The 25,790-nt window shown below is 63.3% G+C and carries 22 protein-coding genes and 1 pseudogene; 5 read left to right on the forward strand and 18 right to left on the reverse strand.

Annotated features, from left to right (window positions below):
- Window positions 1-5 precede the first annotated feature (5 nt).
- From V1290_RS08790 to V1290_RS08805, 4 genes are all read right to left on the reverse strand, one after another.
- Complete coding sequence (locus V1290_RS08790; protein WP_334364033.1) at window positions 6-2,051, reverse strand: hydantoinase/oxoprolinase family protein; 2,046 nt, start codon at window positions 2,049-2,051, stop codon at window positions 6-8.
- Complete coding sequence (locus V1290_RS08795) at window positions 2,048-3,715, reverse strand: hydantoinase B/oxoprolinase family protein (RefSeq protein WP_334364034.1); 1,668 nt, start codon at window positions 3,713-3,715, stop codon at window positions 2,048-2,050. The genes V1290_RS08790 and V1290_RS08795 overlap by 4 nt, the downstream gene beginning before the upstream one ends.
- A 51-nt stretch (window positions 3,716-3,766) precedes the next feature.
- A complete protein-coding gene (locus V1290_RS08800; protein WP_334364035.1) occupies window positions 3,767-5,002 on the reverse strand; it encodes an MFS transporter in 1,236 nt (411 codons plus the stop codon).
- Between the two features lie 78 nt (window positions 5,003-5,080).
- Complete coding sequence (locus V1290_RS08805) at window positions 5,081-5,926, reverse strand: CmcJ/NvfI family oxidoreductase (protein WP_334364036.1); 846 nt, start codon at window positions 5,924-5,926, stop codon at window positions 5,081-5,083.
- A gap of 320 nt (window positions 5,927-6,246) precedes the next feature.
- On the opposite strand from V1290_RS08805, the gene V1290_RS08810 reads away from it, so the two are divergent.
- Entirely contained in the window at window positions 6,247-6,972 is a 726-nt protein-coding gene (locus V1290_RS08810; RefSeq protein WP_334364037.1) for an SDR family oxidoreductase, read from the forward strand.
- Window positions 6,973-7,184: 212 nt separating this feature from the next.
- On the opposite strand, the gene V1290_RS08815 is transcribed toward V1290_RS08810, so the two are convergent.
- On the reverse strand, window positions 7,185-7,484 hold the full coding sequence (locus V1290_RS08815) for an HU family DNA-binding protein (RefSeq protein ID WP_057851696.1): 300 nt from the start codon (window positions 7,482-7,484) through the stop codon (window positions 7,185-7,187).
- Between the two features lie 300 nt (window positions 7,485-7,784).
- Here V1290_RS08815 and V1290_RS08820 point away from each other — a divergent pair.
- A pseudogene (locus V1290_RS08820) lies at window positions 7,785-8,186 on the forward strand (ATP-binding cassette domain-containing protein); the annotation flags it as partial.
- A gap of 39 nt (window positions 8,187-8,225) precedes the next feature.
- Here V1290_RS08820 and V1290_RS08825 read toward each other — a convergent pair.
- On the reverse strand, window positions 8,226-9,530 hold the full coding sequence (locus V1290_RS08825) for an NAD(P)/FAD-dependent oxidoreductase (RefSeq protein WP_334368973.1): 1,305 nt from the start codon (window positions 9,528-9,530) through the stop codon (window positions 8,226-8,228).
- A 73-nt stretch (window positions 9,531-9,603) separates the two neighbouring features.
- Between V1290_RS08825 and V1290_RS08830 the strand changes: the two genes are divergently transcribed.
- Window positions 9,604-10,458: a VOC family protein gene (locus V1290_RS08830; RefSeq protein WP_334364038.1), complete on the forward strand. Its 855-nt coding sequence runs from the start codon at window positions 9,604-9,606 to the stop codon at window positions 10,456-10,458.
- A gap of 34 nt (window positions 10,459-10,492) precedes the next feature.
- Here V1290_RS08830 and V1290_RS08835 read toward each other — a convergent pair whose 3' ends face one another.
- The 5 genes from V1290_RS08835 to pucL form a co-directional block, all read right to left on the reverse strand.
- A complete protein-coding gene (locus V1290_RS08835) occupies window positions 10,493-12,151 on the reverse strand; it encodes a regulator (RefSeq protein ID WP_334364039.1) in 1,659 nt (552 codons plus the stop codon).
- On the reverse strand, window positions 12,148-12,858 hold the full coding sequence (locus tag V1290_RS08840; protein WP_334364040.1) for a cysteine hydrolase family protein: 711 nt from the start codon (window positions 12,856-12,858) through the stop codon (window positions 12,148-12,150). Before V1290_RS08840 ends, V1290_RS08835 begins: the two co-directional genes overlap by 4 nt.
- A gap of 249 nt (window positions 12,859-13,107) precedes the next feature.
- Window positions 13,108-14,502, reverse strand: a complete 1,395-nt coding sequence (locus tag V1290_RS08845; RefSeq protein WP_334364041.1) for a hypothetical protein — start codon at window positions 14,500-14,502, stop codon at window positions 13,108-13,110.
- A gap of 172 nt (window positions 14,503-14,674) precedes the next feature.
- Entirely contained in the window at window positions 14,675-15,955 is a 1,281-nt protein-coding gene (locus V1290_RS08850) for an allantoate amidohydrolase (RefSeq protein ID WP_334364042.1), read from the reverse strand.
- Between the two features lie 55 nt (window positions 15,956-16,010).
- Window positions 16,011-16,853: a factor-independent urate hydroxylase gene (pucL, locus tag V1290_RS08855; protein WP_334364043.1), complete on the reverse strand. Its 843-nt coding sequence runs from the start codon at window positions 16,851-16,853 to the stop codon at window positions 16,011-16,013.
- A 185-nt stretch (window positions 16,854-17,038) separates the two neighbouring features.
- Between pucL and V1290_RS08860 the strand changes: the two genes are divergently transcribed.
- On the forward strand, window positions 17,039-18,433 hold the full coding sequence (locus tag V1290_RS08860; protein ID WP_334364044.1) for a nucleobase:cation symporter-2 family protein: 1,395 nt from the start codon (window positions 17,039-17,041) through the stop codon (window positions 18,431-18,433).
- Between the two features lie 23 nt (window positions 18,434-18,456).
- On the opposite strand, the gene uraD is transcribed toward V1290_RS08860, so the two are convergent.
- From uraD to V1290_RS08895, 7 genes are all read right to left on the reverse strand, one after another.
- Complete coding sequence (gene uraD / locus V1290_RS08865) at window positions 18,457-19,341, reverse strand: 2-oxo-4-hydroxy-4-carboxy-5-ureidoimidazoline decarboxylase (RefSeq protein ID WP_334364045.1); 885 nt, start codon at window positions 19,339-19,341, stop codon at window positions 18,457-18,459.
- A 10-nt stretch (window positions 19,342-19,351) separates the two neighbouring features.
- Entirely contained in the window at window positions 19,352-20,290 is a 939-nt protein-coding gene (gene puuE, locus V1290_RS08870) for an allantoinase PuuE (RefSeq protein ID WP_334364046.1), read from the reverse strand.
- A gap of 2 nt (window positions 20,291-20,292) precedes the next feature.
- Window positions 20,293-20,706 carry a DUF3830 family protein gene (locus V1290_RS08875; RefSeq protein ID WP_334364047.1) on the reverse strand — a complete coding sequence of 138 codons (414 nt, stop codon included), beginning with the start codon at window positions 20,704-20,706 and terminating at the stop codon, window positions 20,293-20,295.
- Window positions 20,707-20,921: 215 nt separating this feature from the next.
- A complete protein-coding gene (locus tag V1290_RS08880; RefSeq protein ID WP_334364048.1) occupies window positions 20,922-21,713 on the reverse strand; it encodes a shikimate dehydrogenase family protein in 792 nt (263 codons plus the stop codon).
- Between the two features lie 5 nt (window positions 21,714-21,718).
- Window positions 21,719-22,558, reverse strand: a complete 840-nt coding sequence (locus V1290_RS08885; RefSeq protein ID WP_334364049.1) for a carbohydrate ABC transporter permease — start codon at window positions 22,556-22,558, stop codon at window positions 21,719-21,721.
- Window positions 22,555-23,454 (reverse strand): carbohydrate ABC transporter permease, encoded by a 900-nt coding sequence (locus V1290_RS08890; RefSeq protein WP_334364050.1) that lies wholly within the window; start codon window positions 23,452-23,454, stop codon window positions 22,555-22,557. The genes V1290_RS08885 and V1290_RS08890 overlap by 4 nt, the downstream gene beginning before the upstream one ends.
- On the reverse strand, window positions 23,451-24,815 hold the full coding sequence (locus V1290_RS08895; RefSeq protein ID WP_334364051.1) for an ABC transporter substrate-binding protein: 1,365 nt from the start codon (window positions 24,813-24,815) through the stop codon (window positions 23,451-23,453). The genes V1290_RS08890 and V1290_RS08895 overlap by 4 nt, the downstream gene beginning before the upstream one ends.
- 154 nt (window positions 24,816-24,969) lie before the next feature.
- Between V1290_RS08895 and V1290_RS08900 the strand changes: the two genes are divergently transcribed.
- On the forward strand, window positions 24,970-25,728 hold the full coding sequence (locus V1290_RS08900; protein WP_334364052.1) for a FadR/GntR family transcriptional regulator: 759 nt from the start codon (window positions 24,970-24,972) through the stop codon (window positions 25,726-25,728).
- The last annotated feature ends 62 nt before the right edge of the window (window positions 25,729-25,790 follow it).

Below are 25,790 nucleotides of genomic sequence, written 5' to 3' on the forward strand. Positions count from 1 at the left end.
CCGCTTCACCGGAGCGTAATATCCAGCCATCCCAGCGTATTCACCGCGACGCGGTCGCCGATATCGACCACAACGGTCGTGGTCTCGGCCTCGATGATGGCGGGTCCGGCCAAAGTGTGGCCGGGCTGCAGGTCATCGAGCGCGTAGACCGGGACTTCGCGCCAGCCGCCGAAGAAGGCCTGCCGCCGGCTGCGTGGCGAACAGGTGCTGGATGCTGCGCTCTCCCGCGCGCCCTCGTCCTGCCGCTGGACTTCACCGACCGCTGCCACGCGCGCGTTGACGAACACGACTTCCTGGCCGCGCGAGGCGTAGGTGTACAATTCCTCGTGCCTGACGTGAAAGCGGTCCTCGATCTGCTCGACGAGATCGGCGGCATTCCAGTCAAGACCGTCGAGCGAGACGTCGATCTCAAAGATCTGCTCGCCGTAGCGCATTTCGGCGGAGCGCTCGATTGCGATCGGCCCATCGAACCATGAGCGCAGCCGGCCGGCGGCCTGCTGTTCCAGTCCGGCAAACAGCCCGCGCACTTCGTCGGCCGAGATGCGCGCGCCGGCGCCATAATGCGTGCGGCTAACTTCATAGCGGAGATCGCTGGTCAGCATGCCCCAGGCCGACAGCACGGACGCCACCGTCGGCACGATGATGCGCTTGATCTCGAGCTCGCGCGCGACCTCCGCCGCGTGCAGGCCCGCCGCGCCGCCGAAGCTCAACAGCGCAAATTTTCGCGGATCGACGCCGCGGCGCAGCGTCATCAGGCGGATGCCGTCGGCCATGTTCAAATTGATCATGCGGTAGATGCCGGCGGCGGCCTCGATGCGCGACAGCTCCATCGCTGCCGCGATGCGGTCGACGGCCGCCTCCGACGCTGCGCGGTCGAGCGGGCGCTTGCCGCCCATGAAGGCTGCGGCGTCGAGATAGCCGAGCACGACATTGGCGTCGGTGACGGTGGCAGCCTCGCCGCCATTGCCGTAACAGGCCGGGCCAGGTACCGAGCCCGCGCTTTCGGGCCCGACCCGCAGGGTTCGGCTGGCATCGACGCTCGCGATCGAGCCGCCGCCCGCGGCGATGCTGGCGATATCGAGGCTGCGCAGCGCGATGCGCTGGCCGGCCAGCATGCCGTCGGCTGAGAGCGAGACCTGTCCCCCAGAAACCAGCGAGATATCGGTGGAGGTGCCGCCCATGTCGAACGGCACCAGATCGGGAATGCCGACCAGATCAGAACAGCGCCGTCCGCCGGACATGCCGCCCGCGGGGCCTGACAGCACCGTGCCCGCGGCAAGGCGCGAAGCTTCCTCGACCGGCGCCATGCCGCCATGCGACAGCACCACGAAGAGACTGCCCTTGAAGCCGGCCTCGCCGAGCCGTGCTTCGAGATTGGTCAGATAGCGCCGCACGATCGGCTCGACGTAGGCGTTCACGATCGTGGTCGAGACGCGTTCATATTCCTTGATCTGCGGCAGCACGTCGCTGGAGCGCGAGATGCTGATATCTGGCAGCGCCTGCTTCAGCCGCTCGACGGCAGCGAGTTCGTGAACCGGGTTGAGATAGGAATGCAGAAAGCACACCGCGACCGAGCTCGCGCGCGATTGCCTGATGCCGGCAATGGCGTCATCGAGCGATTTCGCATCGAGCGGAATCAAAACCTCGCCGTTGGCCCGAAGCCGCTCCCGAACGCCGAACCGCAAGTCGCGCGGCACCAGCGGCGCCGGCGGCGGCGAGCGCAGATCGTAGCGGTCGGGCTTGAGTCCCTCGCGCATCTCGATGACGTCGCGATGACCTTCGGTGGTGATCAGCGCGACTTTGGCGCCTTTGCGCTCCAGCAGCGCATTGGTCGCGACCGTCGTGCCGTGCACGAGGCGATCGGTCGCCGCGAGCATGTCCGCGCGCGTGACGTTGAGCCGTCGCGCCAATTCTTCCAGCCCTGCCATCACGCCGATCGACTGATCCGCCGGAGTAGATGGCGATTTTGCAAATACGGTTCGTCCGGTCTCGTCCGTGGCCACTAGATCGGTGTAGGTCCCGCCGACGTCAACGCCTATCCTGAACATCATGAGGACGCCCGCTCCGTCGGGACTTCGGTGAAGCCCTGCTCGCGGTCGCGCCGCCGCGCATCCGCCGATCGTTTCGCGGGCGGCCCCCAGCCTCCGCCGCCGGAGGAACGGATTTCGAGGCAATCGCCGGGGCGCAGCTCGATACCGACTTCCTTGGTGCGCAGCACGCGCGGCTCGCGCCCCTCGGAGAGTAGACGATAATGGTGCGGCTTGCCGTCCTCACCGCCGAGCATGCCGCACGGACCGTGTCGCGCGCCGTCGCCGGCGGTATTGCCCTTCGCTGGCTTTTCCGTCTCCAGCACCAGATCGAGCGACACGCCGAGGCCGCCACGATGCTGTCCGTCGCCGCCGGAGCCGGGGCGGAATTCATGGTTACGGAAATGCAGCGGAAAGCGCACTTCGGCCACCTCCAGGCTGCCGAACTTCAGCCCGCCGACCGAGTGCCATTCGCCGATCGACGACCAACCGTCGCCGCCCGACGACGCGCCGCCGCCGGGCCGCGCCTGGAACAGGTGCCAGATGAAATTCTTGCCTGTGCGCGGGTCCTCACCCTGGATCGCGATGCGAAAGCGCCGGCTCCAGCCCGCCATTGCGCGCTCCGGGCAGGACGCCGACAGGGCTTTCACGATGGCCTCGACGATTTCATTGGACGGATGACTGGTGCACAGCGTCACCGGCCGGCCCGGATCGGCCCACACCACCGTGCCCTGTTTCGCAATTACCTTCAGCGGCCGCAGCGCGCCGGTGTTCTTGGGGATTTCCGCATCGATCAGATAGGCAAACGCCATCGCCACCGCGGCCTGCATGTTGGCGTGCGAGGAGTTCACAAAGCTGGTCGATTGCGGATCGGAGTCGGTGAGATCGACTTCGACGTCGCTGCCGTTCTTGGTGACCTTGGCGGCTATGCGGATATCGGTACGGCCATGGCCGTCGTCGTCGAGAAACGCCTCGCCGTAAAACACGCCGTCCTTCCAGGTCGAGACCACCGCGCGGGTCTGCTGCTCGGTCGCGTCGAGGATGGCTTCCACCGCGGCTTCGACCACCGGCGCGCCGAACTCGGCGAACAGTCGCGACAACCGCCGCTCGCCGAGATGCGCCGCGCCGAGCATCGCCGCGAGGTCGCCGCGGAACTCTCTGGGGTTGCGAATGTTCAGCGCCAGCAGGTCAAGCAGATCGTCGCGGAGCTTGCCCGCTTCATAGAGCTTGATTGGCGGAACGCGCAGCCCTTCCTGATAGATCTCAGTCGCGGCGGGGTTATAAGCGCCGTGGGTGGCGCCGCCGATGTCGCTCTGGTGTGCGCGCACGATGGTCCAGAGCAGCCGCCGCTCGCCGTCGAACACCGGCACGAAGGCGGTCAAATCAGGCAGATGGCTGCCGCCATAATAGGGATCGTTGAGCAGGATGACATCGCCCCACTTCACATCCTTGAACCGCTCTTCGACCGCGAGCGTCGCCCAGGGCAGCGCGCCGACATGCACAGGTAAGTGATCAGCCTGCGCGATCAGTCGTGCGCTGGTGTCGCAGATCGCCAGCGAGAAATCGCGGCTGGAATTGAGGATCTGCGAATAGGAGGTGCGAAGCATCGCCTCGCCCATCTCCTTCACGATCGAACTGAGGCGATGCTGGACGACGGAACGCGTGATGGGATCGATCTTGGCGGACATTCGGTGCCGTTATTACTTGCCGTTCGATGGGTTTCCCTTCGCTCTACCATCCTACGTGTACATCAAAAACACAATCACCCCGACTATCAAGGCCGCGGCCATGAATAGCAGCACTGCGGGAAGGCCGAAGATCGTTGCCACTACGCCGGTTGTCGATTGCATCAGTGCGGCGCCGAGGAAGAATGCGAGGTTGATCGCAGAGAGCGCCTTGCCGGCGTTCTGCGCGCCCGCCATTTGCCGCGTCATGCCGAAGAGCAGCGGCTGCGTCGATATCGCGATGCCCATCATGACAAATAGCGCGCCATCGATCTGCGCCGGCACGGCCTTTACGCCGAGCAACTCGGACAGTGGATAGTTGGGCGCGCCGGCCGCTGCCAGGGCTAGCAGCAACGCCGCAAGGGAATGCGTCGCGGCCAGCACTTCGCGGCGATGGCCGATGGTGCGATCGAGAATGCCCATCAACAAGGGGCCTACGATCAGCGCCAGCGTGAACAGGCCAAGCACGTTGCCGGCCTCGATGCGGCCGAGCGCCTTGACTTCCATCAACCACGGGCCGCCCCACAAGCCCCGCATCACCAGCGAGGCCGCGAGCGAAACCAGCGCCAGCGCGATCAGGCCGCGCAGTGGTCGCGACAGGCCGATGCGCAGGACATCGGCCATCTGCGACAGCGGCGAGGACGGATCGGCATGCGCGGCCGGCTGTTTCGGAACCAGCAGAAATACAGCCAGCGCAACGGCAGCGCCGAAACCGGCAGAGATCCAAAACCCCGCGCGCCAGCCAAAATGTTCGACGACGAAGGCCAGCGGGCTCGACGACAGCAGCATGCCGATATTGCCGATCGAGAGAATGATGCCGGACCAAAGGCCGAAGCGTGCCGCCGACATCTGCTTCGCCGCCAGCGTCATCGGGCACATCAGCATGCCCGAGGTGGCGACCCCGAGCAGAAATTGGCCGAACAGAAAGCCCTCCGGCCCGGTGGCCAGACCCGACGCCAGCGCGCCGACGATGGTTCCCGCCAGCAGACCGAGCGACACCGGCCGCACGCCAAACCGATCCATCGCTGCGCCGACCGGAATCTGCGAAGCGGCAAAGGCAAAATGATAGATCGAGGTCAGGCTGGCCAGCGTCTGCGAGGGCGTTTTGAAATCGGCCGCCATCACGTCGAGGCTGACGGCCGGAATGGTTCGCAGCAGCGTCGACAACATGTGACCGCAGGCCAGCGCCAGCAGCGCAAAAATCAGGGCGCGGAAATTGACATCCGCACCGTCGGCCTTGCCGTCGTCCATGAGCCGTCTCGCCCCAAAACCGGTTCGGGGCGAGGTAGCACCAATATGTTGAGAACGCGAATCCGCTGCTCGCAGCGATCAGGTCCTGTGGAACACCAGCGTTCGCAGTTCGATGCTCTCGCGTGGCGGCGCATCGGCCGGCGTGGTCGGATCGATGAAGGCGGTATGCGGCCCGAACCGCGTGCGGCCATCGGTTGCGGAATCGTAGCACTTCAACAGCAACGCCTCGTCGGTCCGCATTTCCGGAATGTAGTACCAGCGATGATTCGGATTGTATTTGACCGAATAGGTTTCGCCGCTGCGGTTCGGATAGATCAGGTCGGAAGCGACAAGATCGCCCGGCTCCACCGACTGGCCGTCGCACATCGCAAGCGGCGTATCGCGCAACGGACCCCGGATCGGCCGCCAGACGTTGATGACCTGCACCCGTCCCCTCAGAAGCTCGTCGGCCTCATCCGGCAGATGTTCGCGCACGCGGTTGGCGCCTGATTTGTCGGTCTGGTCGACATGGACGCGTGTGGCCGGCTGGCGTGGGCCAGCCCCCCTGATATCGGCGGCGCCCTCCACGCGCTTGCGTACGGTGTGGTCGAAGATGAAGACGCGGTCGGCCTTGAGCGTCGCCTTCAGGAAGGCTTCCACGGCGGGATAGTAGACGTCCCTCACTTCCTTATCGTCGTAGAAATTCCTGACGATGGTGGGATGGCGGACCAGCGCAAAACCTTCGCGGTCGAGCGAAAGGGTTGCCGCGATCAGGCGCGCGTCGAAGATCGGAACGTTGTGCGGTTCGGGCAGCGCGGTGGATTTGGCTTCGCCCGGCGGCGGATCGAAGGCGTAGGTGCGGGGCTTTCCCGGCGTCGGCGCGAGATAGTTCAGCTCGGCGGTGACGAAGGGAAGCGATTCGAGTTTTGCTTGCTGCAGGCCCATGGTGGTCTCCTGGACTCCATTGTTGTTCTGCTTGATCTTGGCGCGGCCGCCGAACCCCACAAGGCGCGCTCGAAAATAGCAACATTGCCGTTCCCGGTGGCGGCAAACGGGGAAAATCCTTTTCGAAAGTGCCGGCCAACCCGCATGGTATTTCCGCCCCTCACGCGTTCGTCATCGCGCAAGAGCGCGCGTTGACGCTGCGATGAGGCACGGCAACAATGTGGTTCACTCGACCCGTTCCAGCTCAACGCACAGGCAGAACCACATGCAAGTCACGATGAAGGACAGAGTCGCCGTCGTCACCGGCGGCAGCAAGGGCATTGGCCTCGCCGTCGCGCGGCGATTTTGCCGCCTCCGGCGCCAAAGTGGCGATCCTCGCGCGCGGCGCAGCCGACCTGACGGCGGCGCGAAAGCTGCTTGCGAAGGACGGACTGGAGGTCCGCGATTACGTCTGCGACGTCTCGAAGGCGGAAGACATCGGCAATGCGCATGAAAGGATTGTCGCCGACCTCGGCCCGGTCGACATCCTCATCAACAATGCAGGCACCGCGCGGACAATGGCGTTCGAGAACATCTCCGACGAGGCCTGGCAGGAAGACCTCGATCTCAAACTATTCGCTGCGATCCGCTTCAGCCGGCTGGTCTGGCCGGGCATGAAGGCGCGCAAATGGGGCCGCATCATCAACGTGCTCAACACCTACGCCAAGGCGCCGGCGGCCTCCTCGGCGCCGACCTCGGTCTCACGGGCGGCCGGCATGGCGCTGACCAAGGTGATGGCGAGCGAAGGCGGCGAGCACAACATCCTGGTGAACGCCATGCTGGTCGGCCTGATCATGAGCGATCAATGGGTCAAGCGCCACGCCGCGCAGGCACCCGAAATGGATTTCGAGGTGTTTGCCAAGAATCTCGCCAAGGGCACGCCTTTGGGGCGCATCGGCACAGCGGAGGAATTCGCCAATTTGGCCTGTTTCCTCGCTTCCGATCAGGGCTCGTTCATCACCGGCACCGCCATCAATGTCGATGGCGGGCGGTCGCCGGTGGTGTAAGAGCGAGCTGCGCTGCTGCATCTTCTCCCTCGCCCCGCTCTTGCGGGGAGAGGGTTGGGGTGAGGGGCTGTTTCGGCAAATTCGAAAGATCGGAGTACGCGGAGAGCGCGCCCCTCACCCGCCGCGTAAGCGCGGCGACCTCTCCCCGCAAGAGCGGGGCGAGGTAAACAAAACAAAAAGGCCCCCGTCGCCAGGGGCCTTTTCGCTTTTTCTTAAACCGCGTCCTTGGCGGCCTTGACCGGGCGGGCCCGGACGATCTTGCGAGCCGGCTTGGCCTTGAACATCATTTCCTCGCCCGTGAAGGGGTTGGTGCCCTTCCGAGCCTTGGTCGCCGGCTTCTTCACCACGACGAATTTCGCGAAGCCGGGAACGAGGAACACTCCGTTCTTCTTCAGCTCCTTGTGGCCGACGTCAACGAGCGTGTCCATCACGTTCTTGACCTCTTTCTTCGAAACTTCGGTGGTGGTCGCGATCTTCTCGATGAGCTGCGACTTAGACATTTGGGTGGCCATGGTTGCTCCATTGATTCTGGCACAGGCGACGATATGTCGGAAACCGCCTAAAAAACAGGGTTTCCGACATTCTGCACAACTATCTCGCTAGTCGAGTTGCAGTGATTCGTCCAATTTTTCCGGGGTTTTTGGCATCGGAAACCGTCCGGAGCCCTATTTTTATGGGGAATCAGCGCACCCCGGGCCCCCCTTCCGGACAATCTGACCCTGCCCTCGGGTCTTTGCCCCTACCGGGGCGAGCCCTGATTTGCTTTCTGACAGGACAAAATGCGCAGATTGATCGGCCAGTAAGCACGTTGTTTGGTCGGGCTGGATCCTTCCGCCGGCGACCGCTACCCGCACGAATTCTCCGGCGGCCAGCGCCAGCGTATTGGACTTGCGCGGGCGCTGGCGCTGAAGCCGGACGTGCTGGTGGCGGACGAGCCGGTGTCGGCGCTAGACGTTTCCGTGCAGGCGCAGGTGTTAACGCTGCTCGCCGAATTGCGGGCGCGGCTCGGGCTTTCGATCGTCTTCATTACGCATGATTTGCGCGTGGCGGCGCAAATCTGCGACCTCGTCGCGGTGATGAAGGATGGTGAGGTGGTGGAGCACGGACACGCGGCGGAGGTGTTCGGAAATCCGCAGCATCCGTATGCGCGCGCGCTGCTCGACTCGATCCCCGGCGGGGAGTTTGCGCGGGAGCACGCGACGGCGGCGGTGTAGTTGCTCCCTCCCGCCCTTTCGCGGGGGAGAGGGAGAAGATCACGCCATCTCCCTGGCATCTCGCCGGCGGTAGACCAGCAGCATCAGCGGCGCCAGTTTTCGCAAAATGCCGTGGGCGACGATCGGCACTGGCTCGGTGAACGGAAGTGCCAGTTCGTTCTCCGGCACGCCGCGGACGGCCTTTGCGAGCTCGTTGCCAAGCGGAATCGTCAGCGCCACGGCGCGGCCGTTGCAACCGGTCCAGCCGAACGCATTGGGCCCGAGCTTGTGAATGCGCGGCAGGAAATCCGTGGTCATGCCGACATAACCGTTCCAGACATAATCGAACGAGACCTCGGCGATCTGCGGCCACAGCCGCTGCAGGCGTTCGGTGACGCGCGCCTTGATCCGCTCCACCTTGTTGCCGGGGCCAATCACCGCGCCGCCGGTGACCAGGCGGTTTCGCGCGTCGTAGCGCGCGAAATAGAGTTCGCCATGGGTATCCGACATCGCCTGCCGGCCGGGAATGATGATCTTTCGGACGTTGTCCGACAACGGCTGCGTCGCCATCTGCCACGACAGCACCGGCATCACCTCGCGCGTAATCTCAGGCACCAGCGATCTGGAGAACTCGCCGCTATAGGCATTGCTCGCCACGACTAGCGCGCGGCCGGAAATCTCGCCCTTCTCGGTTTTGACGACCCAGCGGCCGCCCCGGCGTTCAAAACTTTCCGCCGGCGAGCGCGCGTAAATGTGCGCGCCGAGGCCGAGCACGGTGCGCGCGAGGCCACGGGCCAGCGCCAGCGGATTGATGTGGCCGCCGGTTTTGTTCCAGAAGCCACCGAACCATGCATCGGAGCCGAGCATTTCGCGTGTCTGCTCGCGCGACAGCAACTCAACGGGCGCGCCGAACTTCAACCACTGCCGCACCCGCCGTTCCGCGATCTTGATGCGGCCGGGCGAATGCACGGGCTGAACCCAGCCGGCCTGTTCCCCCTCGGCGTCGATCCTGTAGCGCCTTGTCACGTCGAAGAGATGAGAAGCGCTGTCGCGCAACATGCCGACGAAACGTTCGCCGGCCGCACCGTGCCTGGCGATGATATCTTCCGGATCGGGCCGCGACAGCGTCGGGATCACCTGGCCATTGTTGCGGCCCGATGCACCCCAGCCCGGCTCCGCGGCTTCGACAATCGCGACATCGACGCCCGCTTCGCGCAGATGCAGCGCGGTGGAAAGTCCGGTGAAGCCTCCGCCGATCACGATCACATCGGCCTGCTGCGAGCCGATCAGTTCCGGCAAATCAGGCCCCGATGGCGTCACGGCCGCCCACAATGAATCGGGCCAGCGGACGTTGCTCGTGTTCATCATGATCCTTTCTTGCAGGCTACTGATCGTTCTGATTAGCTTAGACCGCTAACGAGCCTCAGGGAACAAAAGAGTGGCACTCAAAAACATCATCGGAATCGATCACGCCGTGGTCATGGTGAAAGATCTCGACAAAGCCGCCGAAAACTACAAGCGGCTCGGCTTCACCGTGTCGCCGCGCGGCACCCACAGCGCACATATGGGATCGGGCAACTACACCATCATGTTCGACCCCGACTATATGGAATTGCTCGGCGTGCTGACGCCGACAGAACATAATGCTCCGGCGCGGACATATCTGGAAAAGAACGGCGAAGGCATCGAGCGCATCGCGTTCACGGCGGTGGATTCCGCCGAAGGCGCGGAAGAAATTCGCGCGCGCGGCTATCCGCCGATTGGACCGACCGATTTCGAACGTCCCGTGACGATGCCGGATGGCACGGTATCCGCGGCCAAGTTTCGCATCTTCCAATGGCCGACGGCGGAAGCGCCGGGCGGCGTGCGCATGTTTGCCTGCCAGCACAAGACGCGCGAGACGGTTTGGATTCCCGAATTGATGAAGCACGCCAATGGCGCCAAGCGCCTGAAGCAGGTGCTGATCGTCACGCCGGAGCCGGCGGATGACGCCGCGCAACTTGCGAGCATGATCGATCGTGAGGCACTGGTCGAACCAGACGGCGTCATTGCGGTCCCCTCAGGCGGCGACCGCGCCGACTTCATATTCCTGACAAAGACCCAGCTCGGCACACGCTACCCTGGCGTTCCGCTGACGGGGCTGCCCGAGCGCGGCGGCGCGGGGCTGGTGATCGCGGCCGATCTCGCGGCGGCGGAACAGGCGCTCGGCGCTGTCGGCGTGAAGAGTGCTGATGGCGTTGTGGTGCCGCCGGCAGAGGGCAACGGCACGATGCTGGTGTTCGTTAAGGGGTAAGTCGGAGTGCTCGCGTCCCGGACGCGACGGCCGATTACTCCGCGGGCGCTGCCGCAGGTAGCTCCGGATGTGCGCTGTAATCCACGCTCGGACTCGTCTTCGCCAGCGCAAACAGTCCCGCCGCCATCACGGCATAGGCCAGCGCCACGCCCGGCGTGACACCGAGACCGCCGCCGATGCCGACGGCTTCGCCGTGCATGAAGCCGAAATAGGTCATGATCGCGCCAGCCAGCGCAAAGGCTGACGCTTTCATGAAGTCGCGTTCGATCACGAACACGCCAATTGCGCCCAGCACGAGGCCGGTGAGGATCGAGCCGCCGCCCATCACTTCCAGCCCACGATAGAGCACGCCCTGTTGGGGCAGCGCGCCGATGGCGGCCGTCTTAACCGCATCGACCTTGTCGGCCGCGAGACCGCCGACGGTTTGCGCGGCAGCGATCGTCGAGCCCAGCATGGTGTCGATCTGCAGTTTTGCCCAGGCGGCGAGATGAGGTGTGAAGGCGAGCACGATCGCGGGAGCGTGCTTGAGCGGCGTGGTCTGGAACGCCTGCGCGCCGATCAGCATACCGATATAGAGCAGGATCGGCGAGATCGCGACCACGGGCACCAGCGCCAGCAATACCGAGATGATGCCGAACCACGACAGCAGCACCACCATGACGCCGGTCGCGGCCGAATAGCCGATCCGCCCGCCCATCGCTTTCCAGCCGGGATGGCCGATATAAACAGCGTTGATGAAGGGATTACCCATCAGGCAACCGATCAGGCTGACGGCGCCGTCGGCAGTCAGCACCCGCGTGGTCGGATATTCGTCGCCGGCGGCTTCCGCGCTTTCGACATTGTCCATGGCTTCGACGAGGTCGTAGATGCCGAACGGGATCGCGGTCACCAGGATGATGCCGAGGAATTCGAAGCCGGAGAAGACGTGGCCGAAGGCCGGCAGCGGTACCGAGAAGCCGAAATTGGCAAAGGCATCACTGAGGCCCTTCAGGCTCAACCCGCCGAGCCCGAGGCCGAACAGGTTCGAGCCCCACGCGATCAGCATGCCGGCGGCAATGGCGACAAGGCCTGCCGGAATCCCCTTCGGATATTTCACGCCACCGAACCAGCTCACCAGGATGATGGCGAAGCAGATCAGGCCGATCTGCGGCGTCATGTACATTTCCAGCGCCGGGCGCATCGAGATGAAGGTGACCGAGACGCCGGCGAGCGTGCCGAGCAGCGCCGCGCGCGGGGTGATTTTCCGGATGTAGGGCGCGATGAAACCGCCGATCATCAGGATAAAACTCTGGAAGAACACCCAGACCAGGCCGGCCGACCAGCCCTTCACGGGGTCGCCGGTCTTGAGCGTGATCGGCAGCATGATTACGAAGGTGACGATGAACATGTGCGGTACGCTGACGCCGGAGGGCAGCGCGCAGACGTCGTTGCGGCCGGTCTTCTGCGCCAGTTTGTAGGCGAGATATGCGTAATAGAACGTCGAGAGGCACATCATGAGGCCGAGCGCCGGCAGGATGCGGCCGAACACGATATTGTCCGGCATCTTCAGCACGAAGCGCAGCAAGCCGGTCAGCACCAGCATGTTGACGAGGATGTTGGTGCCGAAGCCGAACAGCGCGTTCCAGTCGCCCGGCGTCCACAGCGCCGGCTTGAAAGTGGATGTACCTGATGTCCCCGTTGCGCTCGTGCTCATCGCAATCCCCCTGCTGCTGCCGTTGTTGGAATCTCCGGTGAAAGTGCGTCCAGCACCGCAGCTGAATCCGAGACCCAGCCGAAGATGCCGCCCTGCGCCTTGATCATCTTCAGGCCCATCTCGTGGAATTCGGGAAAATAGGAGGCGCAGCCATCTGCCAGCACCACGCAGCGATAGCCACGGTCGTTGGCTTCGCGCACCGTGGTGTTGACGCAGACCTCAGTGGTGACGCCGCATACCAAAAGGTTCTCGATGCCGTAGCGCTGCAAGACGTCACCGAGCTCGGTGGCGTAGAAGGCGCCCTTGCCCGGCTTGTCGATCACGATTTCGCTGTCGAGCGGATAGAGTTCGGGAATGATGTCGTGGCCGGGTTCGCCGCGAATGAGAATGCGTCCCATCGGGCCGGGATCGCCGATGCGCAAGGACGGCGCGCCGCGCTCGACCTTGGCCAGCGGCGCGTCGGAAAGGTCGGGCAGATGGCCCTCGCGGGTGTGAATGACCAGCATGCCGGCCGCGCGCGCCGCTTCCAGCACGGCGGCGATCGGCTTCACCGCGCGCGCGAGCTGGCTGACGTCGTTGCCGAGCGTTTCGCCGAAGCCGCCGGGCTCGAGAAAATCGCGCTGCATGTCGATGATGAGAAGCGCGGTCGCTGCCCAGTCGAGCTCGATCGGCTCCGGATCCGCTGCGAGCTTACTTGAGTTCGCCATGACGTACGCGCCCCGAACGAGAGAACCCCTCGGGAGAAATCAAGCAAGGCGCGTGCCATTGTGTACAATGGCGACCGGTGGCCGACAGCGACAAAATTGATCGTTGTTTCAATTCGTTGATTGTCGATGCTGAGGCGGTGCGCTTTCCGTCCAACGCATTCTGGACGGGCATCTGCTCACTATCTAAGCAAACCGCAATTGCGCGTGCTGAACGACAACTTGTCTGTCCTGGCGCCGGGCATCGCCTCGCTATGCAGAGGCCACCTCAAGAGATTGCGAATTCCAGCTCAGCAGCGGCGTCCCGAATGCTCTGCTCCAGACCGTCAGAAAACGCGGAAACCAGGAGTGAGCGACTGCGCTCTGATAGGCCCATGTGCGATATTTCTGACCTTCTTCGGATAGAAGCTCCTGATAGCCGCCGTGCGTTTCGGTCGCGCGACGGATGTCCCTCAATATATCGCGGGCGCAGGACCGGTACTTGTCGGTGCCGGAAAATTCATCGTACTCCAGCATGCGATCGGCGAATTCGACGTTAAACGTCGGCCAGCAGGAACGCCCCTGGTAGGCCGGAGCCGCAATCTTGTGGATCACCTTGTTCTGCGGGTTATCCGTGGACACCAGGAAGTGTGATGTATCCGGGATTCGAAACCGCGGTTCGCCAAGGATCAGATCCGTCGTGGCTGCGAATAGCGCGCGTTCGCTTACCTCGCTCAGATCCCAAAATCCCTGGTGCACATTGACGAAGTCCAGGGCAACGGAAGACGCCCCCGGTTCGCTCGGGGAATCCAGGGAATGCGTGATATAGCCATGCTTGCCGAACAGCCCGAGCAACTGCTTTTTATATTGTGAAAGCGTGCGTCCGAGCAGCCCTTCCAGCTCGATCTGGTCGATCACCCCCAACCGTATTCCGCGCACAAAGGTCGCGTAGACGCATGCATTGGTGACGAACCGCCGGCGCTCGGCCCGGGTATCCGTCGCCGCGGAACGGGGTGCCGTTACGTCGCACAGCAAAGCTGTGAGGCCGTTGTCGTCGAACGGCTGCAACGAGCCGGCAAGTTGAAATATCGCTTTCTCCAGGTCCTTCCGATACTCGCCAAGCAACAAGCGGCCGGCATGCGCGCCTTGCGCCATCGCCAAATACGAAGATGTCCTTTGGTCCGCGCGCATAATCTGCTCCAGACCCGCGAGAATGCCCAGCAGCGTATCCGACGGCAGCGAGAAGTAATTGACGCCGATGTAACGATCGTTGCCTGCGGGAACGATGGTCGTCGTGACGACATCGGAGCGAACGGCCTCCAACATCAGCCGGACGCTTTTGTCCAGCAAGCGAACCCTGCGGACGGCATCCTCGGAATCCAGGATGGTCTCGGGATCGAGTACGTCTGGATAAAACCAGGCAAAGTCCCGGGGATAATAGGCGGATGCGTGCGGCGCCCCCGTGACCAGAAAGTCCTCCGTCGGAGAAAAGGCACTGTTGACCGAGTGCGCGTACAGCTCCTCGATCCCGGCCGATGGGCGATACCTTCTCAGGAAGCGATCACCGAGAAAATTGACGGCCTGAATACCGTTGGCGACACAGGAGGCAAACGGACCCTGATAAAACCGGTATTCGCGATGTGATGAAAATGAAATATGACGATGCATAGGCTTGGATCAACGAGGTCTCGTGGTTTCGACTATCACGTGTTGCTACTCATGACATCGTCGATTCGTCTTTCTGTCAGATGAATTATGATGTCACCTGCTTGTCACAAATGGACGTGGCAGCGGTGCTCAGAACGTAAGGCGACTTAGGCGAGCGGCGGATTACGCTGCGTTAATCCGTCCTAGGTTCGCTCGGCTGGAAATTCTCGATCAGCCGCAGCAATACGCGCGCCCCCGCATCTGCGTCGGCAAGTTCGACATGCTCGGCCGGGTTATGGCTGATGCCACCGCGGCAGCGCACGAACAGCATGGCGACATCTGATATATCGATCATTGCCATGCCGTCATGCCCTGCCCCGCTCGGCAGTTCGAACACGCCATAGCCTTCGGCAGCAACTGCTTCCGCGACCTGCGCTTTCAGCCAGGGCGCGCAGGGCACGGTGCCGTTCTCATGGGTGACGTCGATCTGCAGCGACAGTTCACGGCGCTTTGCGATTGCCTCGATCTGCTGCACGATCTCGGCGACGGCGTGCTTGCGGTGCGGATCGGCCGGCGCGCGGATGTCGAGCGTGAAGGAGACCTGCCCCGGAATGACGTTGGTGGCGCCTGGCAGCGCGGTGATGACGCCGACGGTGCCGACCAGACCGGCGCCATCGGCCTTGCAGAATTGCTCGACCGCGACGATGCATTCGGCAGCGCCCGCCAGCGCGTCGCGCCGCAGCGCCATCGGCACCGTCCCGGCATGGCCGGCCATGCCGGAGAGATTTGCGGCGAGCCGCGTGGCGCCCGCGATCGCCGTCACCACGCCGACAGGAATGTTTTGCTGTTCCAGCACCGGCCCCTGCTCGATGTGCAGCTCGACATAGGCATGCAGCTCGCGGCGGGTGCGCGCCGCCGCACCGATCTGGCCGGGGTCGAGGCCGAATTGCACCATGGCCCCGCGCATCGAGACGCCGTCACGGTCGCGCGCGTCGAGCACGCTTGCGTCGAAGGTTCCCGCGACGGCCCGGCTGCCGAGCAGCGTCGAGGCAAACCGCACGCCCTCCTCGTCGGCGAAACCGACGATCTCGACCGCGAACGGCAGCCGCACGCCGCGCCGGTTCAGATCGGCGACGCAGGCGATCGCGGTGATGACCCCGAGCGGCCCATCCCATTTGCCGGCATCGCGCACGGTATCGTAGTGCGAGCCCAGCATCAGGCAGGGCAGTCCCGGGCGGTCGCCCTCGTAACGGCCGCAGACATTGCCGATGGCGTCGAGATGCGCTTCCATGCCGGCATCCCGCATCCAAGACAGAATGAGATCGGCTGCCGTGCGATGCTCAGGCGAGAGGAAGATCCTCGCCAGATGCTGCGGCGTCTCGGAAATCATTCCGAGCTGATTGATACGGCTTACGATTTCATCGCCGAGCCGGGATCCTGCCGTCCCGCCACTGGCCGTCTGTGTCTCGTTCATGCTGTTCCAGTGAAGCGCGCCGCGAGCGGAGCCTTCCGACATTGTGGGGTGCCTTTTACCCCCTTCCCACTGTGCACTCAATCTGGCCATGGGGCTCGTCGGTCGGCAGGAAAACGTCGTTATTGTTATCCAACCCGAAAGCCGACAGGTTCATCGGGATGAAGTGCATGTTGGGGCAGGCCATGCTGATTTCCGAGATCTCGGGCACCGCCGCCAGCGCCGCCTCGCCCATCCGGTACAGGCTGTCCTGAACGCTCATGCTGTAGGTCGTGCTGAACACTTCGAGCACGGTATCCGTAATCTTCGCATTCGCCGCCGGATAGTTCGACGGCTTGCCCGACCATTTCCAGGACGCGACCATGCTGGTCGCGCACATCCGGTCGGCGGTCTCCGGCAACGTGGTGTAGCGATCCCGCGGATAGTTCTCCCAGCCGGACTGCGTCGACTTCATGAAGGAGAACCCGTCGATGCCGGATTCCAGTGTCGACGGCCCGCCCCGCGCGGCCGCGACCTCGACAAACGGCCTGCCGTTATTGTCGAGCACAAAGCTGTGGGGATGCGGCTTGCCGCCAAAACTCAGGCGGCGCCATTTGGTCTCATGCGCGGTGATGGCAACCGAGGCAATCTGCGGATAGGTGTCGAGATATCGCTTCGCCAGCACCTGGCAGAATTCCTCGGTGCAAAGGCCAGCATTCTCGCGTGCAACGACATTGACGATGTTCTTGATGGTGTCGGTCGCCACCGATGTGGAATTGTCGGCATGGGTATAGGCACGGGCAAAGTCGCCTTCCATCATTGCCTTGATGCTGAGCTGGCTGACCTCATGGCGATCACCGTCCCGATGAATACGCATGACCCGGACGCGGCCCTTTCCGTATCGGTTCTTGATCAACGGCATGCAAAGGGCCTCCCGTTCAGGTGGAGAATTTGCGGCGATTTCGATCGCCCGGTAAGCTCGGATATTGAGCAACCTTCGTGCCACAGAGCAAGGCTTTAGGGACAAGGCTTTAGGGGACAGCTTCTGGCACGAGCCTTGTATCGGTTAAGACGGGCCGAGCGGCCCGCATCAGGGGGAGTCCGAACATGAGCAGCGAAGTCCATCCAGTCGACCAAGTTCTGCCGACGCCGCGCCTGCTGGCGCTCGGCCTGCAGCACGTGCTGGTGATGTATGCCGGCGCGGTTGCCGTGCCGCTGATCATCGGCCGAGCACTGAAGCTGCCGCCGGAAGACGTTGCCTTCCTGATCAGCGCGGATCTGTTCGCCTGCGGGATCGCCACCCTGGTGCAATGCATCGGCTTTCCCGGCGTCGGTATCCGACTGCCGGTCATGATGGGCGTCACCTTTGCTTCCGTCAGCCCGATGCTGGCGATGGCCGCCGCGCCCGACATCGGGTTGCTCGGCATTTATGGCTCGGTGATCGCAGCCGGAATTTTCGCCACACTTGCTGCGCCGTTCATCAGCCGGCTGTTGCCGCTGTTTCCCCCCGTCGTCACCGGGACCATCATCCTGGTGATCGGCATTTCGCTGATGCGGGTCGGCATCAACTGGGCCGGCGGCGGCCTGCCGACCTTGACCAAGATCGTCGATGGCGTGCCGGGCGCGTTCCCCAATCCCGGCTACGGCCAGTTACAAGGCCTCGGCATTGCATTGTTCGTGCTGCTCGTCATCCTCGGCCTGATCAAATGGGGCTCCGGTTTCGTCGCCAATGTCGCAGTGCTGCTCGGCATCGTCGCTGGCGCGATCCTCGCCGCCCTGCTCGGCGTCATGCATTTCGAAAAAGTTGCCGCGGCGCCATGGGCTGCGATCGTGCTGCCGCTGCATTTCGGGCTGCCGAAATTTCAGCTCGTCCCAATCATCACCATGTGCATCGTGATGATTGTGGTGATGATCGAATCGCTCGGCATGTTCCTGGCACTTGCCGAAATCACCGGCAAGACCGTCGACCGCGACGCGCTGACCCGCGGGCTACGTGCCGATGGCGTCGGCACGTTCCTGGGTGGACTGTTCAACACCTTTCCCTACACGTCGTTCTCGCAGAACGTCGGGCTGGTCGGCGTCACCGGGGTGCGCTCGCGCTGGGTGACCATCGCCGGCGGCGGCATTCTGCTGCTGCTGGGGCTGGTGCCAAAGATGGCGGCGCTGGTCGAGGCGGTGCCGCTGGTGGTGCTCGGCGGCGCCGGGCTCGTGATGTTCGGCATGGTGGCGGCCACCGGCGCGCGCATCCTTACCGCGGTCGATTTCAAGAACAACCGCCATAATCTGTTCGTGGTGGCTATCTCGGTCGGGTTCGGCATGATCCCGCTGGTCTCGCCGAATTTCTTCAAGAACCTGCCGCACGACCTGCACCCGCTGCTGGAGTCCGGCATCCTGCTCAGCGCGCTGGTCGCGGTGACGCTGAATGCATTCTTCAACGGCGTCGGCGGCAAGTCTGCAGCGGAAGCGGATGCCGCAGCGGCGGCGGCAACGGCGACGCATTAGTGAGGTAAACTGTAGGGTGGGCACTAGCTCCCGCGGTAGGTCGCATAGCTCCACGGCGTCACGAGCAGCGGCACATGGAGATGGCCTTCGGGATCGCTCACCGAGAAGTGCAAGGGAATTCGATCGAGAAACGGCGGATCGGAGGTCGGCACATTGCGGCCGGCAAAATAGTCACCGACGCGGAACATGAGTTCATAGCGGCCGAGCGGCACTGGCCGGCCGCCGATCAATGGCTGATCGGTGCGGCCGTCGCTGTTGGTCACGGCGCGCGTCACGACGCGACTCTGCCCTAAATCGGACAGTTCGGTGAGCTCGATCGATATCCCCGCCGCGGGCCTGCCGCAGTGCGTATCCAGCACATGGGTCGACAGGCGGCCATGCACCGGCAGCCGATCCCCGGAAGCCACAAGCTGGTCGAGGCGCAGCGCCGCAATCCGGCAAATTTCAGCAATCGACGTCCGCATCTCGGCTTTCGCGTCGTTCGGCAGACGGCGCTTGAAATCGCGAAGAATGGAATCGCGGGTATGGCGGCGGACGCAAACGATATAGGGAAAGCCGAACTTGGCGCGATAGGCGCTGTTGGCGCGCTGGAAGGCTTCATATTCGGCATCCGACAGCCGATCGAGGCCGACGCTGTCCTGCTCAGCGGAGGATTCCGCGGTGAGGCCCGTGGCGCGCTGGGTCTTGTTGGCGAGGTCGGGATGCGCCCGGATCAGCGTCATCAGCGCTTCGTCCGCCGCGCGGTCGACCGCAGCCGTCATTGCCGCAAACAGCGCGCCGATGCCTGCAAACGGCCGCAGCACGGCTGCCGCTTCGGCCACCCACGGCGAATGCTCGAAAATATTGGCGAGCGCCGCGACGAAATCATCCTTGCTGCAATGGTTTAGATCGGAAAGCTTCTTCAACATCGGTGCCGGCCTATCCGATATCGAAAGCGCTATCGGCAAGATGCGACAGATTGGCGTGCCAGTGCTGCGCGATCTGCAGCCGCGTCGGCACCCAGACGCGCTCGTGGCTTCCGATGTAGTCGAGAAACCGCATCAGCGCCGCCGCGCGGCCGGGGCGGCCGACGACCCGGCAATGCAGGCCGACCGACATCATCTTCGGCGCGCGCTCACCTTCCGCATAAAGAACGTCAAAACTGTCCTTGAGGTAGGTGAAGAATTCATCGCCGCCGCCAAAGCCCTGCGCGTTGACAAAGCGCATGTCGTTGGCGTCGAGCGTATAGGGGATGACCAGATGGGGCTTTGAGCCGCGCGACTTGATCCAGTACGGCAGGTCGTCGGCATAGGAGTCGCTGAGATAAACCAGGCCGCCGGCCTCCATCAGCAGCCTTAAGGTGTTGATCGAGGAGCGCCCGGTGTACCAGCCGAGCGGGCGGGCGCCGGTCGCCTCGGTGTGGACGCGGATTGCGGCTGCGATCTCGGTGCGCTCCTCGTTCTCCGACATGTCCTTGTGCTCGATCCATCGCAGGCTGTGGCTGGCGATGTCCCAGCCGGCCTGCTTCATGGCAGCAACCACGTCGGGATTTCGCTGCAACGCCTTCGCAACGCCGAACACGGTGACCGGCAAATTGCGCTCGGTGAAAGCCCGCCACAGCCGCCAGAAGCCGGCGCGCGAGCCATATTCGAACATCGATTCGATGTTGGCATGGCGCTGTCCGGGCCAGGGCTGCGCACCCAGCACGTCGGACAAAAAAGCCTCGGAAGCGCGATCGCCGTCGAGAACATTGTTCTCGCCGCCTTCCTCGAAATTGACCACGAACTGCACCGCAACCCGCGCATTGCCCGGCCACTTCGGATCGGGCGGATTGCGCCCGTAGCCGTGAAAGTCGCGCGGATAAGCCGGCGCCGCCATGATCAGACTTCCTCGAAGCGGATCTTCTGCGCGCCCTTCCACAGCACGGACTTGCCGAACGCGGTCAGGTTCTCGAGCCCCGAAGTCAGGGTGATGAAGTGGTTGCCGGCGAGCTGGCCCATCTTGCTCGCAAAGTGCACGCCGCCATAGGCCAGCAGGATTTCGGTCTCGCTGATGCCGCCGGGATAAAGGATGATCTGGCCGGGCGCGGGATAGCTGGTGTGGTTCTCGTAGGAGACGCCGAAATCGAGATCGCCAAGCGGCATCCAGACACCCTCGCCGCTCCAGCGGACGTGGATCGCCTGGCTCTCGAACGGCATCGCCTTGCGAAAGGCGGCGACCGTCTTCGGCGCCAGTTGCTCCTCGAAGCGGGCCTGGAAAGTAAATTCGCCGGCACGGACAATCAGTTGGCTCATCGATCTCTTCTTCTGGATATAGGTGAGGACATGGTTCAGCCGTATCCATTACAGCCCGAACAAGCGGACGCAAGGCCGATTCCGCCTTGCGGGAGGTTTCAGCGAGCGCCTTGGGTCCACCCTGCGCCTACCTTTGCGCCTACCTTAATTGTGAGCGCAGCAATTCACTGAATGCTCCCGGATTGATTGGGAACTCGGTTTCCGCTCGGCCTTATTCACGCTTCGCCGCGCCAGAATGCAGTCTGCAAGGGAAGCTGGTGTTTGATCATCGCGACGCCATCGACCACCTTCAGGCCGCGCGCGGCGCAGGCTTGCATGAACTCGGTCCGGCGGGCGGCAATGATATCGAATACGGCGCAATCATCCGGCAGCCTCGCGGGATTCATCGGCAGGGCGTCCGTCTCGCGAAGCCCAAGCGAGGTGGCGTTGACCAAGAGGCCAGCGTCATCGAATCTTTCGTCTAGGCGGATCTCAAGATCGGCGAAGCGGCTGCGGAGTTTTTGGGCGAGGATTTCGACCGGGCCTGGCGTTTCGTTCAGGATTTGCAGCCGCCTCACGCCTGCGGCAGCCAGCGCGTGACAGATCGCGCGGCCGGCTCCCCCCGCCCCGATCACGACGCAGCGGCGGTCGGGATCGAATATCCCCTCCTCGCGCGCCGCATTCAGGAAACCGCCGCCATCGAAGGATTCGCCGACCAGCCGTCCACCGGCCTCGATCCGGATCGTGTTGACGACGCCTTCGAACTCTGCGGCCGGCCCGACCGCATCGCACAGCTCGAACGCAGCCGGCTTGTGCGGCATCGTGAGATTGAAGCCGGCGACGCTCGGCGATTTGACGAGCGTGCGGATCGTCTCAGAAAGATGTTCCGGCGCGATGTCGAGCGGCACCATGTGCCAGTCCAGCCCATTGCCCTGGAAGTAAGGCGTGTAGTGGCGGGGCGCGCCGACATGGCCGGCCGGATGGGCAAAGATGAATACAAATCGTGAAGCACCGGTCGGAAGCCGCATCGCTCTCACCCTTTCACGGCGCCCGCCGTCAGCCCGCTCACCAGATAGCGGCGCACGGCGAGCGAGAAAATCAGGACCGGCGCCATCACCAGCGAGCCGCCCGCGGCGATCTTGCCCCACTCCCATCCCTCGTAGTTCATGAAATTGACCACGGCGACCGGCGCGGTGCGCGCGTTGGTCCGCGTCAGGATCAGCGCAAAGAAGAAGTCGTTCCAGGCGTAGAGGAAGCACAGGATCGCGGTGGCGGCGATGCCGGGCGCGACCATCGGCAGCACGATCTGGAGGAAGACGACCCGGGTCGACGCGCCGTCGACCAGCGCCGCCTCTTCCAGCGACGACGGTACGGTTTCAAAAAACGGCTGCATCATCCAGATCACCAGCGGCAGGTTGAAACTGGTGTAGACCAGCACCAGACCGGTGACGGTGTCGAGCAGCCCGATCCAGCGATAGAACAGAAAGAACGGAATCGTGAATGCGATCGGCGGCGCCATCCGCGTTACCAGGATGGCGAAGCTCAGCGCGTGCTTTCCCCGCCCCGCCCATCGCGACAACGCGTAGGCCGCGGGCACCCCGAGAACGAGCGCCAGCGCCGTGGAGAATGACGCGCTCATCAGGCTGTTGACAAAGGAGGCCGCGAACGCGCCTTGCCAGAGCGACGCATAATTTTGCAGCGTCGGCGTGAAGATCAAGGGCGGCGGAAACTGCAGGATCAGGTCGTTGGACTTGAAGCTCATCTGCAAGAGCCAGAGGAACGGCGACAGCAGCATGATGAGCGTCACGCCGATCGCAACGAGCCGGCGCGGGCTGGCCGAACGGCGGACCGGGCCACTCTTGCCTCCACTCATGCCATGGCCTCGCGGCGGCGGCCCATCCACACCACACCGAGGCTGACCGCGACGACGAGCAGCAGCATTACGATCGTGACCGAACTGGAATAGCCGATTTCGTTGAAGTCGAATGCGAGCAGATAGGCATAATAGTTGGTCACCTCGGTGACGCTGCCCGGCCCGCCGCCGGTCAGGAGGAACACCAGCGGAAATGCCTTGACGCTGTCGATCAGGCGAAACATGCCCGATATGACCAGGATCGGCGTGATGAAGGGCAGCGTGATGTAGAAGAAGATCTGCAGCCGGTTGGCGCCATCGACCAGGGCGGCTTCGGAAAATTCCTCCGGAATGGTCTGCAGCGCGGCCAATACCATCAGGAAGGTGAAGGGCATCCATTCCCATGTGTCGGCGATGATGATCGCGGTCAGCGCGAAATCGACGCTCGAAGTCAGCGACGGCATGGTCACGTTAAGCAGGCCTGCAGCGTAATAAAGCGGGCTGATGTCGGGCGTGTAAATCAGCTTCCAGATGATCGCCACGACGATCGGCGGCAGCACCATCGGAATCAGGAACAGGGTGCGGGCGAATTCCACGACGCGCGACTGCGTGTGCAGCAATAGTGCCAACAGCATGCCGAGCAGGACCTGCAACAGCACGCCCCAGAACGACAGCTTGGCCTGCACCCATAGCGAATTGACGAAGCGCGGATCGCCGGGGAGCAGGAGATAGTTCCGCAAGGGCGAAGAGAAATCGGTCGACGATCCCGGATTGACCAGTTGGAACGGCGTCAGGCTGGTCACGACAAGATAGATCGCAGGCAAGCCTGCGATCACGAACAACACGATCAGGCTCGGCGCCAGCGCGATGCGATTGAAGCGGCGGCGCTCGGCGTCGACCAGTCCTTCTCCGCTCAAAGCGCGGTCCCGGCGCGGCGGAGATTGGCGACCGCCTGCTCCTGCGCTGCGTTCATCGCAGCCTGGGCTGCGAGCTGCCCGGTAGCCACCTGTTCGAACGCCTTGTTGAGGACATCGCCAACGATCGGGAACTCCTTCACCGTGCGATAGGCCATGTAGTTCTCGCCCTTGGCCGGCAGCCCCAGCACTTCGAGATAGAGCGCGCCGAGGTCCTGGCCGTTGACCGTGTTCAGCTTGCGGTATTCCTCGCTCTCGATCACGGATCTGCGGCAGACCGAGGAATGGCCGTGCTCCTTGACCAGCCGCATCGAGATTTCGGGGCTGAGCGCCCATTTGATGAATTCCCACGCCGCTTTCTTGTTCTTGGCGTTCTTGGGAATGCCGAGACCCTGGCTGTTGGCGGCCGGGTAGTCGTGCACAGGCCCGGCGGGCATCCTGACGACGCGGGAGGTGTCTTTCACCTTGCTGTCGTTCGAGAGCAGGATCGGCGTAATCCAGGCGCTGGAATGAATGAAGATGTTGGAGCGGCCGGTCATGTGGGATTGCCGCGCCTGATCCTCGGTATAGGTGAGTACGCCCTTCGGCGCGTAGTTCTTCAGAAGGTTCGCGTAATATTCAATGGCCTTGATCGCCTCCGGCGAGTTCAGCGTCGGCATGATGTCGGCAGGCGGCTTGCGGAAGATGTTGCCGCCAAAACCCTGGATATAGGGCGGCAGGCACCAGTGATGGAGCTGGAAGCTGACGATGCCGTTGACGTTCTCGGTGCCGTTGATCTCGGCGCAGACCTGCTGCAATTCGGCAAAGGTCTTCGGAACCTTGAGGCCCTTTTTCTCCATCAGGTCCATGCGCGACAGGCCCATCACCATAGCCCCGCCTTCCCAGGAATAGCCGTAGGTGGCGCCCTTGGCGTCGCGGTACGGCACCTGCGCGCCCTCGACGAAATCCTTCGGATTCCATTCCGCCGGCGTCAGATTTGGATCAGTGGTGAATTCGTCGAGATTGGCGAGCAAGCCGGCCGCCACCCAGCGCGCGGCCAGGATGAAGGTGACGTTGACGAAATCGAACGCCGAGCCGCCCGATGACAATTCGAGATTGGCCTGCTGGTTGTAGACTGGAAACGCCGAGAGTTGCAGATCAACCTTCATGCCGGTCTGCGCCTCGAACTCCGGGATGTAGTTCTGCAGCAGCGTGAAAAAGCGGTGCTGAAAGGACGCGCCGCGCAGCGTGACGCCGGCAAACGGTTTTGTTTGTGCAATGGCCGGCAGCGGAAATGCGGCCGCGCCGAGGGTGGCGGCGCCGGCCTGAATCAGCGCTCGGCGGTTGAAGCCCGCGGATTTATGGCTCGAATTCTTCTTGGTCATGGTACCCTCCCTGACGGTCTTTTTGGACAATATGACCGACATAAAATGTACTGTCAAAAGGAGGCTTCTCTCGCGTACACTATTTTTACGGTATGAATTGACATCGCATCGCAATAAAGCAGACAATATTGTTTCAAAGCTTGAGGGTCCACGATTGCCCAGGGACGTCGAACTCCGTCAGTCCAACACCCACGTCGCGCGGGAAATCGCCAAGCTCATCGTCTCCGGCACGTGGCAGGAGGGAAGCACGCTGCCGCGCGAGATCGAGCTCGCGTCGCAATTCAGCGTCAGCCGCACCTCGATCCGGGAATCGCTGTCCATCCTCAAGGCAAAGGGCTTGATTGCGGCGCGGCAGAAGGCCGGCACCCATGTCCGCGAGCGGATCAATTGGAACATGCTGGATGCAGAGCTTCTGGAATGGACATGGGCGCTGCGTCCGACGGAAGAGTTCGCCCGCCAACTCACTCAGGTGCGCCGGATCGTCGAACCTGAGGCTTGCGCGATCTGCGCCGAGCGCGGCTCGGACGCCGACCTCGCCCGGATCGAACGGGCTTACCGGGAGATGGATGCCGCTGGAATGGACAGCCGCGCCTATTCCGAACCTGATCTACGCTTCCATCGCGGCATCCTGACGGCGACCGGCAACGACTTTCTGGTCGCCTTCGGCGCCACCGTCGAGGCGGCGCTGCGGATGTCGTTCGATCTCTCGACGCTGAACCCGGGCGCGCCGCGCAAGAGCCTGCCCTATCACCGCGTCATCCTCGACGAGATCTGGGCGCGCAATCCCGACGGCGCGCGGCGTGCGATGCATCGCCTGATGGACCTGACCGAGCGCAACATTACCTCGGCGCTGTCACGCCGGCATGGTGAAGCGATGGCGGCAGCGGATGCCAGCCGTGAACACGACGCGTAACGGAACGGTCCTAAACGCTTGCTTTCCCTTGGCCTTGCGCGTTTCATTCCGGTCAAACATCA

It is taken from the genome of Bradyrhizobium sp. AZCC 1578 (assembly GCF_036924675.1).
Classification (GTDB): domain Bacteria; phylum Pseudomonadota; class Alphaproteobacteria; order Rhizobiales; family Xanthobacteraceae; genus Bradyrhizobium.